Origin of the sequence: Pseudomonas entomophila (genome assembly GCF_013523165.1) — a bacterium.
Classification (GTDB): domain Bacteria; phylum Pseudomonadota; class Gammaproteobacteria; order Pseudomonadales; family Pseudomonadaceae; genus Aquipseudomonas; species Aquipseudomonas entomophila_A.
Genome location: NZ_JAAMQI010000008.1, coordinates 19,699 through 33,573, shown reverse-complemented (window position 1 = coordinate 33,573; position 13,875 = coordinate 19,699). Strand labels below are relative to the sequence as shown.

The following is a 13,875-nucleotide window of genomic DNA, read 5'->3' as shown; positions in this document are numbered from 1 at the left end:
GGGTCACTCCGGCAACAGGCTTTCGCCCGCGTACAACTCGGCCACGGTTTCGCGACGGCGCACTTCGTGGGCCTGGTCGGCATCGACCAGGACCTCGGCGCAACGGCCACGGGTGTTGTAGTTGGAGCTCATGACGAAGCCATAGGCCCCGGCCGATTCGACCGCCAGCAGATCGCCTTCGGCCAGGTCCAGCACCCGCGACTTGGCGAGGAAGTCGCCGGTCTCGCAGATCGGCCCGACCACGTCGTAGCTGCGCCCTTCGCCGCCGCGCGACTGCACCGGCTTGACGCCCATCCAGGCCTGGTACAGCGCCGGGCGGATCAGGTCGTTCATCGCCGCGTCGACGATGGCGAAGTCCTTGTGCTCGGTGTGCTTGAGGTACTCGACACGGGTCAGCAGGACCCCGGCATTGGCCACGATGTAGCGGCCCGGCTCGAAGACCAGGGCCAGGTCGCGGTCGCCGATGCGTTCGCGGACCGCGTTGACGTAGTCGCTGATCAACGGTGGCTGCTCGTCGCTGTAACGCACGCCGACACCGCCGCCCAGGTCCAGGTGACGCAGGTGGATACCACAGTCGGCCAGGCGATCGACCAGCACCAGCAGGCGATCGAGCGCATCGGTGAAGGGCTCGAGCGTGGTCAGTTGCGAGCCGATGTGGCAGTCGACCCCGACCAGCTCCAGGTTCGGCAGCTGGGCTGCGCGCAGGTAGAGCGCCTCGGCGTCGTCGATGGCGATGCCGAACTTGTTTTCCTTGAGGCCGGTGGAGATGTACGGGTGGGTACCGGCATCGACGTCGGGGTTGACCCGCAGCGAGACCGGCGCACGCACGCCCAGCCCGGCCGCCACGTCCTGAAGACGCTCGAGTTCGTCGGCCGACTCCACGTTGAAGCAGTGCACGCCGACTTCCAGCGCGCGGCGCATGTCTTCACGCGTCTTGCCGACGCCCGAGAACACCACGCGGTCGGCCCGGCCGCCGGCCGCCAGTACGCGCTCCAGCTCGCCACCGGACACGATGTCGAACCCTGCGCCCAGACGGGCCAGCACGTTCAGCACACCCAGGTTGGAGTTGGCCTTGACCGCGAAGCAGACCAGGTGCGAGGTGCCTTCGAGGGCATCGGTGTAGCTGCGGTAACGCGCTTCGATGTGCGCACGCGAGTAGACGTAGGTCGGTGTGCCGAACCGTTCGGCGATGGCCGACAGCGCCACGCCTTCCGCGAACAGCGCGCCGTCGCGGTAGTGGAAAGCGTCCATGGGAAACCCTTATTGGTGCTGATGCTGGTGCGAGGTATGTGCGTCTTTGCCGTCCTTGCCATCGTCTGGCAGGTACAGCGGACCCTTCTGACCACAGGCAGAGACGAGGCAGGCAACAGCGACCAGCGCCGCGAGGGAGGAAATCAGGCGCTTCATTGGCGAAATCCTTCGAAATAGGCAGTCTTGCGCCCGAGTATACCGAGCGGTCGCCTGCTTGCCTATGCGACGACCGGTGCGCCCGACCGGCCAGCGGCCAGGCCGGGCACGGTATTCTTTGCATTCGCGACCCAGCGCTCGTATCGTGCCCGGCTTGCACCGGTGCAGCCATTTTCGAGGTTCATGCAATGAGTTTGAGTGAAGCGCGTTTCCACGACCTGGTCGATTCGACCCAGCAGGCCCTGGAAGATCTGTTCGACGAAAGCGGCCTCGACCTGGACATGGAAAATTCGGCGGGCGTGCTCACCGTCACGTTCGAAAACGGCAGCCAGCTGATCTTCAGCCGGCAGGAACCGCTGCGCCAGCTGTGGCTGGCCGACCGCTCCGGCGGGTTCCACTTCGACTACGACGAAGAGACCGAAAAATGGGTGTGCGAGAAGAGCGAGGAGCTGCTGGGCGAAATGCTCGAGCGCATCGTCTGGGAGCGCAGTGGCGAGAAGCTGGACTTCGACGAGATCTGACATGAGTACCGACGTACGCCCCCCCAAACCGCTCTATGCCAACGTCAGCCCGGCCGTGAAGTCGCCTTGCATCGGCACCTGCCGGCTGGATGCCGAGCGCGTCTGCCTCGGCTGCCACCGCCCCGTCGAGCACATTCGCGAGTGGCGTTCGGCCGACGATCAGCGCCGGCGCCAGATCCGCGACCAGGCACAGGCACGCGCGGCGTCGCCGCAGTCCGCCCAGGCTTGAGTATTCGGTAGGCTGTGATAGGGTCGGACTGTCCGGCCTTGCCGAACACCCGTCGACCCCGTGTTGGGGCTTGTCGTCGTGCCACCCGCCAGCGAGCGGCCTTCGGGTCGTCGCCAGCCAGGCAGGACGCCGCAGCCTCGGGCGGGGTTTTGCTTTATCTGCGCGTCAAGAAGGAGCCTGACCCGATCATGAATGCTCGACCCTCACTGACCCTCACTCGGCTGGATGTCCAGCGCCTGGAGCGTCTGCTCGACAGCCTCGACGAGGCCACGCCCGGAGTGCTGGCCCTCCAGGACGAACTGGACCGCGCCGAACGGATCGTCGGTGCCGAGCAGGTGCCCGCGGGTGTCGTCACCATGAACTCGCGCGTGCACTGCCGCGAAGAGGCCAGTGGCAAGGACTACCACCTGACGCTCGTGTACCCGCAAGACGCGGGCACGCAAGGCAGCGTGTCGATCCTGGCACCGATCGGCAGTGCCTTGCTGGGGTTGTCCGTCGGTGACCAGATCGACTGGCCGGCGCCGGCGGGCAAGACCCTCAAGCTGCGGTTGCTGAGCGTCGATTACCAGCCCGAGGCAGCCGGGCACTTCGACCGCTGAGCGTTCCCGGTCAACGGTCCAGCGTCTCCAGCGCACAGTTGAGCGCTCGCTCCAGCACCTGCTTGTGGTGCAGGTAGCACAACGTCGAACCGATGCCCTCGTCGAACAGGTCCGAGAGGTCCAGGTCGGTGAGGTAGCAGGGGTAGCGCTCGGCGCCTTGCCGCTGCCCCAAAATCTGCTCGGCGACCACGGCGCAGAGCCGGTCACCGTGTTCCAGCGGTGAGAACGGCACCTGATCGCAGTACCAGGTCACCTCGCTGCCACCTGCCGTGGTGGCCCTCACCAGCGCTTGCACCTCGTAATAGCACGGGTTGTCGTCGGTCGGCGTCGGGTGCGCCTGGACCTCATACGCCCTGAAGCCCGGATCGGGTGACAGCCGGTAATAGGCCAGGGCCGGCTTGGGCCCATGCGGCACGTCCAGCCGCAGGCGTGCCGCGTGGCGGACCAGCATGGCCTGCAGGAAGCGGTGCAGGGGGATCAGCAACTGGCGCTCGTCGCCACACGCCTGGCGTTGATACCAGAGCTGGTTGCGCTCATCCAGCACGTACAGGTCGGCGAACCCCGTGTGCAGCCGATGAAAGACCTGGATGCAGTCGGCCCGGGCATGCGTCAGCAGCGCGTTCACGGCATGGCCGTCCACCTGCTCGAGGCTGCCTGCCGGTGGCTGCGCGCGGAGGCCGTCGAGGCGGCTTTCTGGCGCGATGGGCGTCGCGTCGAGCATGGCCTCGATGCGCTCGCCCAGCGCGCGGTCCTGTTCCGGGCCCAGGCCGTGAACCTGCAGGCGTGGTCGATGTGCATGGCTCGCCCGTCCTGCGGACAAGTGCCGCACGCAGTGCGCCAGGGCCTGGCTGCCTTCGTGGCGTCGGACCAGCACTTCGTTCCACGTGGTGAGCGTGACGTGGTCGAGCGACCGTAGCGTGCACGTGGCCGGCCGCAGCGCCTCGTTGCACGACGGGGCGTCGGTCTCGACGTTGGCCAGCAGCAGGGTGCGCCTGGCAACGCTTGGTTGCAGCAGACGGCTGTCGATCACCGTTTCCAGCGGCCATTCGAGGGTCTGCCGCAGGCAACTCAGCACGTCTGCCACGCATGCAGCGCCTACGCCGTGCGCGGAGGCTGCCAGCACGAGCTGGGTACGCGGCGTGATCACGCCGTTGCAATGCGCCCAGACCAACAGCTCGACCAGGTGGTGAGTGCGATGGATGAGCGCGTCAGCCGCGGCCTGCTCGGCCACGTCGACCGTGCCGGCATACAGGCGCCACTGCCAGGTGCTTGGCAGGTGGACGCTAGGCATTCGTGCCAGCGTGACCACCGCTTCTTCCAGGTTCGACGCCAGCCCGGGGTTGATGATTTCGATCTTGCCCGCGCGTCGCTCGAAAGCCGCATAGAGGCGTCGGCCGAGCACGCTCAGGCCGTGAGGGACCGGCTGATTGGCCGGGTCGTGCAGGCCTGCGAACTGCAGGAGGAAGCGGTAGCTGTGGCTCAGTGCGCTGACCAGGCCGCTGCGTTCCGTCAGGGTCTGGCGGGCTTTCCAGTGCGCGCGATCGTCCAGGGCCGCCACCTGCTTGGCGTCCCACCCCCATTCGCCCGTCAGGCGCGCGAGCAGCTGGCATTGCCAGGCCTGCCGCGTGGCGCTCGCCGGCCTGTCGGCCTTCAGGTAGAGGCTGTGCCTGAGCAGTTCCAGGCGTTTCGTGTCGTTGCGCTGCTTCAGGTAGTGCGCGACACGCCGGTAAATCATGACGTACGGGTCCAGCTCATCCAGCCCTGCACGGTCTGCGTGGACCGCCTGCTTGAAGTCCACGGCCAGGCAGCGCATGCGGGGGTATTCGCTGGCGTAGACCTCGATGAGCAACAGCTTGAGGACCGTCTTGTAGGGCGACTCGATGCCCTTGAACAAGTGCCAGAACCCTGCGCCGATGAATTCTTTCTTGGGAATGCAGGCCAGATGCCCGAGGTCGAGGTGGGCATCGGCCCGGATCAGACCCTTGGCCAGCAGCGCCTGGACGTGCTCGTGGTAGTCCTGCTCGCGAGAGGCCGGGACCAGCCACCACAACGGTGTCTGGCCCGCGAGCCAGATCGCGGTCCGGTAGAACTCGTCGAGCAACAGGTAATGCTGGGCTTCGCCGCAGTCCTCGGCACTCAGTTGGCTGACGCGGCACCCCTGGGCGAAGCTGCGTGGCTCGATCAGGAACATGTGCAGTTCCACGCCTTGAAGGGCGGCCCACGTCTCCAGATGCTGACACTTGGCCCGCAGCGCCTGGAGGCCGGGTCGATCGAGGCGCGTGGCATGGCAGACCCAGACGTCCATGTCGCTGCGCGCCGTTTGCGCCAGCGTGCCCAGGCTGCCGATCAGGTACAGCCCTTCCACCGCAGGCGGGTGGCCCGGCACAGGCGCGGCCTCGGCGAGCGCGCGGGTCAGCCGCAAGGCTTCGGCGAGCTGCTGCGGGGTCGGCCTGTAACCCCAGATGCCTGCACACGCCGGGTGCGGCACGTACCCAGGCAGTGAAGGGTGATTGAAGTGCAGCAGCAGAGGCAGCAGGTTCAGCACGCGGCGTTGAGAGGGCTCCAGCCGCTCCAGCGCACGGCTAAACCGCCCTCGATTGAGCTGCATGAAACGGGCGTGCAGCACATCCGGCAGGGCAGAGTCGGGAGGGTCGGGCGAGTCGACTGGCGGCGAAGGGGTCATTGCGCACTCGGGCAGGCAGCAGCGGCGCGATTCTAGCCTGAGTCGACCAGGCGATTCAGAGAAAGTCGATGAATTGACGCCAGGGTTACGTCATTCGTCGTCAGGGCAGGGCGTGCACATCGCCTGGCTGTCGACGCCTGTACGTCAGGAATGGACAGCCAGCCGGTGGGTTAGTGCGGCGTCTCAGGGGGCGGGGCGTGCGTTCAGGCGGCCTCGGCGATCTCCAGGATGGTCAGCAGTTGTTGAGCGTGTTCGGCGGCATCGTGCCCCAGGCTGGTCAGGTAACCCCCATCGGGTTGGCTGACCAGCTGCTTGTCGTGCAGGCGCCGGGCGGCTTCGATCAAGCGGGGCGATGCATTGCTGTGGACCTTGATGCCTTCTTGGCTGCTGTCCAGGTTGAACAGCGCAAGGACTTCCAGTTCAGCGATCAGTTCGGGTGTGAAAGACATGACGACTCCTGACTTCCAGAGAGAACGGAGGCACCGTCGCCGGTGCCCGAGCCAGGAGTGTAGTCAGGCTTTTCAGGCGTTGCCTTGATCTGCCTCAGGCGGCAGTTCAGGCAGCGCGCGCAAGGCGTTTTCGTACCAGACATTGTCAAAAGCACGGTCTTGTTCGAGCATGGTGTCGATCTCGATCGCCAGCACGTGCGCCATCAGGTTGAGGATGTCCTCGCGTTCGTAGCCCACCAGGCTCAGCTTGTTGTAGGTCGCTTTCGCCGCCGCTGGCTCGCCGCTGTCGATCTGGTTTTCGACGGCCTGGGTCAGGGTCGCCTCGACGAAGGCTTCTTCCTCGTCGTTGTAGTCGACGTCGTTGGATTCGCTCATGGCTCTGCTCCTGTGAATGAGGCAGCAGTGTGCCATGGGCTCAGGGTTGGGCGCGAACCTGGCCGCATTGACACTAGCGATGCAGCGCCCGATGGGGCTATAACGGCTAGGCCATTTCTTACGGCCTGGAGGCTGTTTTCATGCTCAAGCTTCACGGATTTCCTGTCAGCAACTACTACAACATGGTCAAGCTGGCGCTTCTGGAAAAAGGCCTGCCTTTCGAAGAGGTGCAGTTGATTCCTGGGAAAACCCCGGAAACATTGAAGGTCAGCCCGCATGGCAAGGTCCCGGTGCTGGAGACCGAGCAGGGCTACCTGAGCGAAACCAGCGTGATCCTCGAATACCTGGAGCAAAGCCAGCCAGGCCCGTCGCTGTTGCCCTCCGACGCGTTCGAACGGGCGAAAGTCCGTGAGCTGATGAAAGAGATCGAACTCTACATCGAGCTCCCGGCACGGACGTGCTATGCCCAGAGCTTCTTCGGGCAGTCGGTCGAACAGTGGGTCAAGGAAAAGGCCCGCACCGACCTGCTGGCCGGCTTCGCCGCCCTCAAGCGCAGCGCGCGCTTCGCGCCCTACGTGGCGGGTGAGCAGATGACCCTGGCGGACGTCATGTTCTGCTTCTCGGTCGACCTGGCGGCCCAGGTCGGCAAGAAGGTCCTGAACATCGACCTGCTGGCCGACGTCCCCGAGGCGGCCGACCTGCTGGAGCGCCTGCACCAGGGGCCACACATCGCGCGGATCAATGCCGACAAGGAGCGGATGCTGCCGACGTTCCTCGAGATGATGCGCAACAAGCGTCCTTCCTGATGAACGAAGGCCCCGGACCGCATGACGGGCCGGGGCCTTTCGATCACCTCGTCGCCGGACTCAGCGCGCGGCCAGCAGCGCGTGGCCACGGACGACGGCTGCGCGGACCTGCTCCGGTGCCGTGCCGCCCACGTGGTTGCGGGCATTGACCGAGCCTTCCAGGGTCAGCACGGCGAACACGTCCTGCTCGATCTGGTCGCTGAACTGGCGCAGCTCTTCCAGCTCCATTTCCGCCAGGTCCTTGTTGCAGTCCACGCCATACTTGACCGCATGGCCGACGATCTCGTGGCAATCACGGAACGGCAGGCCACGACGCACCAGATAGTCGGCCAGGTCGGTCGCCGTGGAGAAGCCGCGCAGCGCCGCCTCGCGCATCACTTCGCGGCACGGCTCGATCGCTGGGATCATGTCGGCGAAGGCCCGCAGCGAGTCACGCAGCGTGTCGGCGGCGTCGAACAGCGGCTCCTTGTCTTCCTGGTTGTCCTTGTTGTAGGCCAGCGGCTGGCCCTTCATCAAGGTCAGCAGCCCGGTCAGGGCGCCGAATACGCGGCCGCTCTTGCCTCGCACCAGCTCCGGCACGTCGGGGTTCTTCTTCTGCGGCATGATCGAGCTGCCGGTGCAGAAGCGATCAGGCAGGTGCACGAAGTGGAACTGGGCGCTGGTCCACAGCACCAGCTCTTCGGAAAAGCGCGACAGGTGCATCATCGCGATGCTGGCCGCGGCACAGAATTCGATGGCGAAATCGCGATCCGACACGCCATCGAGCGAGTTGCCGCCGACGGCTTCGAAACCGAGCAGCGAGCAGGTCAGCTCGCGGTCCACCGGGTAGGTGGTGCCGGCCAGGGCGGCGCTGCCCAGCGGCATGCGGTTGGTGCGCTTGCGGCAGTCCACCAGGCGCTCGTAGTCGCGCGACAGCATCTCGAACCAGGCCAGCAGGTGATGGCCGAAGGTCACCGGCTGCGCGGTCTGCAAGTGGGTGAAGCCCGGCATGATGGTGGCGGCTTCGCGCTCGGCCTGCTCCAGCAGGCCTTTCTGCAGGCGGGTGATCTCGCTCAGGATCAGGTCGATCTCGTCACGCAGCCAGAGGCGGATGTCGGTGGCCACCTGGTCGTTGCGGCTACGCCCGGTGTGCAGCTTCTTGCCGGTGACGCCGATGCGATCGGTCAGGCGCGCTTCGATGTTCATGTGCACGTCTTCGAGGTCGACGCGCCACTCGAAGCTGCCGGCCTCGATCTCGGCCTGGATGGTCTGGAGGCCTTCGATGATGGTGTCGCGCTCGTGCGCGTCGAGCACGCCGACCTGGGCCAGCATCGTGGCGTGGGCGATCGAGCCCATGATGTCGTGGCGGTACAGGCGCTTGTCGAAATCGACCGAGGCGGTGAAGCGGGCGACGAAGGCGTCGACGGGCTCACTGAAGCGGCCGCCCCAGGACTGGTTGGTCTTGTCGGTGCTCATGGATTCACTCGTAGCTGGCGTGATCTGAAAAAGTGGCGTCGATCATAACAGGGTTGCGTCGTCCCTCGCAGGGCACGAAGGCACCGGCAACGGGGCGAAAGCGGCCTCGACCCCTTCGAGCGATGAACGATTGAACGGCAGCGTTGCAAGGACCGTCTACAGTTGGACAGAGGGCCGGCGGCAGAGACCGCGGCTCAGTGAATCTTTGGCCATCGCATCGGTCTGAGCGTGGACCACGGTGTCGGTCGATCCGCACCCCGGCACGCCAGCCCACCTGCGAGACTCATTCAGGAATCCAGCAATATATGAATGTCCTGATCGTTGATGACGAAACCCAATCCCGTGACCGCCTGAGCCGCTTGCTCGGCGAGCTGGAGGGGTACACCGTGCTGGAGCCTGGCGCCACCAACGGCGAAGAGGCCTTGGCCCTGATCGAAAGCCTCAAGCCCGATGTGGTGCTGCTGGATGTCGCCATGCCGGGCCTCGATGGCCTGCAGGTGGCGGCGCGCCTGTGCGAGCGCGAAGCGCCACCGGCGGTGGTGTTCTGCACCGAAGGCGAGGACAGCGCGCACCAGCCGTTCGAGGACAGTGCGCTCAGCCACGTGGCCAAACCGGTGCAGTTGCAGGCCCTGCGTGATGCCCTGCGCAAGGCGGAGCGGCCCAATCGCACACAGCTGGCGGCACTGACCCGACCTGCCAACGAAAGTGGCGGCGGCCCTCGCAGCCATATCAGTGCACGTACCCGCAAAGGGATCGAGCTGATTCCCCTGGGGCAGGTGGTGTACTTCATCGCTGACCACAAGTACGTGACGCTGCGTCACGAGGGCGGCGAGGTGCTGCTCGACGAGCCGCTCAAGGCCCTGGAGGACGAATTCGGCGACCGCTTCGTGCGTATTCATCGCAACGCCCTGGTGTCGCGCGAGCGGATCGAACGCTTGCAGCGCACGCCGCTCGGGCATTTCCAGCTGTTCCTCAAGGGCCTCGACGGCGATGCGCTGACCGTCAGCCGGCGTCACGTGGCCGGTGTGCGCAAGATGATGCAAACGCTCTAGACCTGGCGAATGAGCAGCCGGCCCTTTGCGCTGGAAACGCGCAGGGATGACCGGCGTCCGCTGGCGAGGCGGGCAGAGCTGTTATCATCGGGGGCATTTCTCTCGTTCGGGGCGTTTCATGTCCACTCGCGAAATCCGTATCGCCACTCGCAAGAGTGCCCTGGCCCTCTGGCAGGCCGAGTACGTCAAGGCCCGTCTGGAAGCGGCCCATCCAGGCCTGCCCGTCTCCCTGGTGCCCATGGTCAGCCGAGGCGACAAGCTGCTCGACTCGCCGCTGTCGAAGATCGGCGGCAAGGGCCTGTTCGTCAAAGAGCTGGAAACCGCCTTGCTCGAAGGGCAGGCCGACATCGCCGTGCATTCGATGAAGGATGTGCCGATGGACTTCCCCGAAGGGTTGGGCCTGTACTGCATCTGCGAGCGGGAAGACCCGCGCGATGCCTTCGTTTCCAACCACTTCGCCAGCCTGGACGCCTTGCCCTTGGGCAGCGTGGTCGGGACTTCCAGCCTGCGTCGGCAGACCCAGTTGCTGTCGCACCGGCCCGACCTGGAGATCCGCTTCCTGCGCGGCAACGTCAACACCCGCCTGGCCAAGCTCGATGCGGGCGACTACGACGCGATCATCCTTGCAGCCGCCGGGCTGATTCGCCTGGGCTTCGAGTCGCGCATCACGTCCAGCCTCGACGTCACCTACAGCCTGCCAGCCGGTGGGCAGGGGGCCGTCGGCATCGAATGCCGCAGCGCCGACAGTGACATCCAGGCGCTCCTGGCCCCGTTGCATCACCTGGAAACGGCCGATCGCGTGGTGGCCGAGCGAGCCCTCAACAAACGCTTGAACGGCGGCTGCCAGGTGCCGATCGCCAGCTATGCCGTGCTCGAAGGCGACCAGCTCTGGCTGCGCGCCATGGTCGGCCAGCCGGATGGCGGGGCCCTGTTGCGCGCCGAAGCGCGCGGTCCCCGGACCGCCGCCGACCTGCTGGGTGTCCAGGTCGCCGACGACCTGCTCGACCAGGGCGCCGACGTCATTCTCGCGGCGGTCTATGGCGAGGCCGGGCATCCGTGAAAGGCTGGCGCCTGTTGCTGACCCGGCCCGCCGAGGAGTGTGCCGACCTGGCACGGTCACTGGCCGACGTCGGCATCGCCAGCAGCAGCCTGCCGTTGTTGCACATCGAGCCCAAAGTGCTTGGCACCGCGCAGCGTGAGACCTTGCATGACCTGGGGGCCTACCAGGCGATCATCGTGGTCAGCAAACCCGCTGCACGGCTGTTGCTCGCAGCGACGACGCCCGCCAGCCTGGCAGGCGTCCGCGCGGCGTGGTTCACGGTCGGGGCGGCGACGGCAGGCGTGCTGGCTCGGCAGGGCATCGTCGCGCGCTTCCCGGAGCAGGGCGACGACAGCGAGGCCCTGCTTGCGCTGGGTGCCCTGAGCGAGGCACTCGATGGCCCGGCACCGCGTGTGCTGATCGTGCGCGGCGAGGGAGGTCGCGAACGACTGGCCGAGCGTCTTGCCGAGCAAGGCGCCAGCGTCGATTATCTGGAACTGTATCGCCGCTGCCTGCCGGACTACCCGGACGGCGAACTGGCACGCCTGGTCGACGGGGAACGCCTCAACGGCCTGGTGGTCAGCAGTGGTCAGGGCTTCGAACATTTGCACCGCCTGGCCGGTGAGGCGTGGCCTCGCCTGGCACGGCTGACGCTGTTCGCGCCCAGCCCCCGGGTCGCCGACTGCGCCCGGGCGGCAGGTGCACAGCATGTTGTGGATTGCCGTGGCGCCAGCGCCGCGGCCTTGATGGCAGCCGTGCAGCGATGCGCTGCACCTGGCTCTTAGGCGCCCTGCGCGAGCAGCGTGCCCCAATGCAAAGGATGGATACGTGAGCGAAACTGTCTTGCCTAACACTGAACCGTCACCGGTGCCCAAGACGCCGGACCCTCAACCGGCTGCCGCTGCGCGCCGCTCGGGCACGGGCAATGGCTTGGCCGTCCTGGCCCTGTTGCTCGGTGCCGCCGGCGTCGCGGCCGGTGGCTGGGGCGTCTGGCAGGTACGCCAGCTCCAGGCCAACGAGCACGGTCAAGGCCAGCACCTGCAGGCCCTCAACGAGCGCACCGCCAGCCTGCAGCAGCGCGAACAGCAGATCACCGCGCAATTGCAGAGCCTGCCGGCCGCCAGCGAGCTGGAAGACCGTCGCCGGCTGGTCACGCAATTGCAGGGCGATCAGCAGCGGCTCAGCCAGCGCCTGGAAACCGTGCTGGGCGCCAGCCGCAAGGACTGGCGCCTGGCCGAGGCCGAGCACCTGCTGCGCCTGGCCACCTTGCGCCTGTCGGCCCTGCAGGACATCGACAGCGCAAAGGCCCTGGTCGAGGGCGCCGACGAGATCCTGCGCGAGCAGAGCGATCCAGGCTCGTTCGCTGCACGCGAGCAGCTGGCCCGCAGCCTGGCCGTGCTCAACAGCACCCAGCAGCCTGACCGTACCGGCCTGTTCCTCAAACTGGCCGCCCAGCGCGACCTGGTGCAGCAGCTCAGCGCCCAGTCACCTGATTTCGCCAGCGATGCCAACGCCCTGGGCGCAGTGACGGCCGACGGCGATGTCGCCAGTCGTTGGTCGCGCTGGTGGGCCGAGATGTCGAAGTACTTCCAGATGGAATTCGGCGCCGACAAGAACGTGCGTCCTCTGCTGGCAGGGCAGTCACTCAACCAGCTGCGTCTGGCACTGAGCCTGACCCTCGAGCAAGCGCAGTGGGCCGCGCTCAACGGCGAGACCAAGGTCTATCGCCAGGCACTGGACGAAGCCCGCAGCGTGCTGCAGGCCAACTTCAATGCCGACAACCCGCAGAGCAAGACCATGCTCGACAGCCTCAACGCGCTGGCCGAAGCGCCCGTGGCCGTGGATGTGCCTGACCTCAGCGCCAGCCTGACTGCCGTGCAAGCCTATATCGCCCGCCGCCACCTGCCAGCTGAAAACGCGGAGGCCAAGCCATGAAGCGGGCTTACCTGCTGGTGGTCATCGCCATTGCGGTAGCGGCGGCCCTGGGCATCGCCATCGCCAAGCACAGCGGCTACGTGCTGATCGCCTATGGCGGCTTTCGCTACCAGTCCAGTCTCTGGGCGACGCTGGGCCTGCTGTTGGCCGCGCTCCTGCTGGCGGCGCTGGTCCGCTACCTGATCGGCCTGGTGCTGGTCTCCAGTGGCGTGGTCAACCCATGGTCGCGCCGCAACCGCAGCCGTCGCACCCAGGTGGCGATCAAGCAAGGGCAGCTGGACCTCGCCGAAGGCCGCTGGGCCAGTGCGCAACGCCACCTGCACCGGGCTGCCGAAGCCGAGCGCTACCCGCTGTTCTACTACCTGGGCGCGGCACGCGCCGCCAACGAGCAGGGCCGCTACGACGAGCGCGACACCTTGCTCGAGCGCGCGCTGGAACGCCAGCCCCAGGCCGAACTGGCAGTCGCCCTGAACCACGCACAGTTGCAGATGGACCAAGGCCAGGACGATCAGGCGCTGGAAACGCTCGACGCCATGCAGGCGCGGTACCCCGGCAACGCCCAGGTGCTCAGGCTGCTGCAGCGTCTGCACATGCGCCGCGGCGACTGGTCTGCAGTGATTCGCCTGCTGCCCGAACTGCGCAAGGGCAAGGTGCTGCCTGCCGCCGAACTGGCCGAACTCGAGCAGCGCGCCTGGGGGCAGAACCTGTCGCTGACCCATGACGGCAACAACGATGCCCAGGCCGTTCGCCAATCCCTGGAGCGCGCCTGGGAACAGCTCACCGCCGCCCAGCGCCAGGAGCCGCGCCTGGTCCTGGCCTATGCCGAGCAGCTGCGCCAGGCGGGCGCGCAGAAAGAGGCCGAGCATGTGCTGCGCACCACGCTCAAGCGCCAGTACGAAAGCCCGCTGGCGCGCCTGTATGGCCTGGTGCGTGGCGAAGATCCGGCGCGCCAGTTGCAGTTCGCCGAGGGCCTGCTCAAGGCGCATCCCAGTGACCCGAGCCTGCTGCTGACCCTGGGCCGGCTCTGCCTGCAGCAGCGTCTGTGGGGCAAGGCGCGGGACTACCTGGAAAGCAGCCTGCGCTTCCAGCGCAACCCGGAGACCTGTGCCGAACTGGCGCGCCTGTTGGCCAGCCTGGGCGAAACCGCGCGCAGCAATCAGCTGTTCGAGGAAGGGTTGGGCTTGCTCGACGAGCGTCTGCTGGCCTTGCCCCTGCCCGAGGGTAAGCGAACCTGAGGTGACCGTCGGACCCGTGTGCAGACACGGGTTCGACTGAAAACGTGGTTTTTCCAGCGCGCGGGAAGAACATCCAAACCATGTTCTCGG

14 protein-coding genes and 1 pseudogene are annotated in these 13,875 nt (G+C 66.5%); 9 read left to right on the top strand and 6 right to left on the bottom strand.

What is annotated here, in order from left to right; all coding sequences use genetic code 11:
- Positions 1 to 3: 3 nt before the first annotated feature.
- Both lysA and lptM read right to left on the bottom strand, forming a co-directional pair.
- A complete protein-coding gene (lysA, locus tag G7Z99_RS08345; RefSeq protein WP_181093131.1) occupies positions 4 to 1,251 on the bottom strand; it encodes a diaminopimelate decarboxylase in 1,248 nt (415 codons plus the stop codon).
- 15 nt (positions 1,252 to 1,266) lie between these two features.
- Positions 1,267 to 1,407, bottom strand: a pseudogene (gene lptM / locus G7Z99_RS08340) (LPS translocon maturation chaperone LptM); the annotation flags it as partial.
- 188 nt (positions 1,408 to 1,595) lie between these two features.
- Here lptM and cyaY point away from each other — a divergent pair.
- From cyaY to rnk, 3 genes are all read left to right on the top strand, one after another.
- Positions 1,596 to 1,928 (top strand): iron donor protein CyaY, encoded by a 333-nt coding sequence (gene cyaY, locus G7Z99_RS08335; protein WP_181093130.1) that lies wholly within the window; start codon positions 1,596 to 1,598, stop codon positions 1,926 to 1,928.
- A gap of 1 nt (position 1,929) precedes the next feature.
- Positions 1,930 to 2,157: a DUF1289 domain-containing protein gene (locus tag G7Z99_RS08330; protein WP_181093128.1), complete on the top strand. Its 228-nt coding sequence runs from the start codon at positions 1,930 to 1,932 to the stop codon at positions 2,155 to 2,157.
- 188 nt (positions 2,158 to 2,345) lie between these two features.
- Positions 2,346 to 2,756, top strand: a complete 411-nt coding sequence (gene rnk / locus G7Z99_RS08325) for a nucleoside diphosphate kinase regulator (protein WP_181093126.1) — start codon at positions 2,346 to 2,348, stop codon at positions 2,754 to 2,756.
- Positions 2,757 to 2,766: 10 nt separating this feature from the next.
- On the opposite strand, the gene G7Z99_RS08320 is transcribed toward rnk, so the two are convergent.
- The 3 genes from G7Z99_RS08320 to G7Z99_RS08310 form a co-directional block, all read right to left on the bottom strand.
- Positions 2,767 to 5,439: a class I adenylate cyclase gene (locus G7Z99_RS08320; RefSeq protein WP_181093124.1), complete on the bottom strand. Its 2,673-nt coding sequence runs from the start codon at positions 5,437 to 5,439 to the stop codon at positions 2,767 to 2,769.
- Between the two features lie 203 nt (positions 5,440 to 5,642).
- Positions 5,643 to 5,888 carry a TIGR02647 family protein gene (locus G7Z99_RS08315; RefSeq protein ID WP_181093123.1) on the bottom strand — a complete coding sequence of 82 codons (246 nt, stop codon included), beginning with the start codon at positions 5,886 to 5,888 and terminating at the stop codon, positions 5,643 to 5,645.
- A gap of 72 nt (positions 5,889 to 5,960) precedes the next feature.
- Positions 5,961 to 6,263, bottom strand: a complete 303-nt coding sequence (locus G7Z99_RS08310) for a hypothetical protein (RefSeq protein ID WP_181093121.1) — start codon at positions 6,261 to 6,263, stop codon at positions 5,961 to 5,963.
- A 140-nt stretch (positions 6,264 to 6,403) separates the two neighbouring features.
- Here G7Z99_RS08310 and G7Z99_RS08305 point away from each other — a divergent pair, with 140 nt between their 5' ends.
- Positions 6,404 to 7,069, top strand: a complete 666-nt coding sequence (locus G7Z99_RS08305) for a glutathione S-transferase family protein (RefSeq protein WP_181093119.1) — start codon at positions 6,404 to 6,406, stop codon at positions 7,067 to 7,069.
- Between the two features lie 60 nt (positions 7,070 to 7,129).
- On the opposite strand, the gene argH is transcribed toward G7Z99_RS08305, so the two are convergent.
- The gene (argH, locus tag G7Z99_RS08300; RefSeq protein ID WP_181093117.1) at positions 7,130 to 8,524 is read right to left on the bottom strand and encodes an argininosuccinate lyase; all 1,395 of its coding nucleotides are present in this window, start codon (positions 8,522 to 8,524) and stop codon (positions 7,130 to 7,132) included.
- A gap of 305 nt (positions 8,525 to 8,829) precedes the next feature.
- On the opposite strand from argH, the gene G7Z99_RS08295 reads away from it, so the two are divergent.
- From G7Z99_RS08295 to G7Z99_RS08275, 5 genes are all read left to right on the top strand, one after another.
- The gene (locus G7Z99_RS08295; protein WP_181093115.1) at positions 8,830 to 9,576 is read left to right on the top strand and encodes a LytR/AlgR family response regulator transcription factor; all 747 of its coding nucleotides are present in this window, start codon (positions 8,830 to 8,832) and stop codon (positions 9,574 to 9,576) included.
- A gap of 118 nt (positions 9,577 to 9,694) precedes the next feature.
- Positions 9,695 to 10,636, top strand: a complete 942-nt coding sequence (hemC, locus tag G7Z99_RS08290) for a hydroxymethylbilane synthase (RefSeq protein ID WP_181093114.1) — start codon at positions 9,695 to 9,697, stop codon at positions 10,634 to 10,636.
- On the top strand, positions 10,633 to 11,400 hold the full coding sequence (locus G7Z99_RS08285) for a uroporphyrinogen-III synthase (protein ID WP_181093112.1): 768 nt from the start codon (positions 10,633 to 10,635) through the stop codon (positions 11,398 to 11,400). Before hemC ends, G7Z99_RS08285 begins: the two co-directional genes overlap by 4 nt.
- Before the next feature lie 43 nt (positions 11,401 to 11,443).
- A complete protein-coding gene (locus tag G7Z99_RS08280; protein ID WP_181093110.1) occupies positions 11,444 to 12,550 on the top strand; it encodes a uroporphyrinogen-III C-methyltransferase in 1,107 nt (368 codons plus the stop codon).
- Entirely contained in the window at positions 12,547 to 13,785 is a 1,239-nt protein-coding gene (locus G7Z99_RS08275) for a heme biosynthesis HemY N-terminal domain-containing protein (protein WP_181093109.1), read from the top strand. The genes G7Z99_RS08280 and G7Z99_RS08275 overlap by 4 nt, the downstream gene beginning before the upstream one ends.
- The last annotated feature ends 90 nt before the right edge of the window (positions 13,786 to 13,875 follow it).

Coding starts and splice junctions, on each gene's coding strand:
- G7Z99_RS08315 (WP_181093123.1), bottom strand. CDS start 5,888: ATGTCTTTCACACCCGAACTGATCGCTGAACTGGAAGTCCTTGCGCTG.
- G7Z99_RS08320 (WP_181093124.1), bottom strand. CDS start 5,439: ATGACCCCTTCGCCGCCAGTCGACTCGCCCGACCCTCCCGACTCTGCC.
- hemC (WP_181093114.1), top strand. CDS start 9,695: ATGTCCACTCGCGAAATCCGTATCGCCACTCGCAAGAGTGCCCTGGCC.
- G7Z99_RS08275 (WP_181093109.1), top strand. CDS start 12,547: ATGAAGCGGGCTTACCTGCTGGTGGTCATCGCCATTGCGGTAGCGGCG.
- cyaY (WP_181093130.1), top strand. CDS start 1,596: ATGAGTTTGAGTGAAGCGCGTTTCCACGACCTGGTCGATTCGACCCAG.
- argH (WP_181093117.1), bottom strand. CDS start 8,524: ATGAGCACCGACAAGACCAACCAGTCCTGGGGCGGCCGCTTCAGTGAG.
- rnk (WP_181093126.1), top strand. CDS start 2,346: ATGAATGCTCGACCCTCACTGACCCTCACTCGGCTGGATGTCCAGCGC.
- lysA (WP_181093131.1), bottom strand. CDS start 1,251: ATGGACGCTTTCCACTACCGCGACGGCGCGCTGTTCGCGGAAGGCGTG.
- G7Z99_RS08310 (WP_181093121.1), bottom strand. CDS start 6,263: ATGAGCGAATCCAACGACGTCGACTACAACGACGAGGAAGAAGCCTTC.
- G7Z99_RS08330 (WP_181093128.1), top strand. CDS start 1,930: ATGAGTACCGACGTACGCCCCCCCAAACCGCTCTATGCCAACGTCAGC.
- G7Z99_RS08305 (WP_181093119.1), top strand. CDS start 6,404: ATGCTCAAGCTTCACGGATTTCCTGTCAGCAACTACTACAACATGGTC.
- G7Z99_RS08295 (WP_181093115.1), top strand. CDS start 8,830: ATGAATGTCCTGATCGTTGATGACGAAACCCAATCCCGTGACCGCCTG.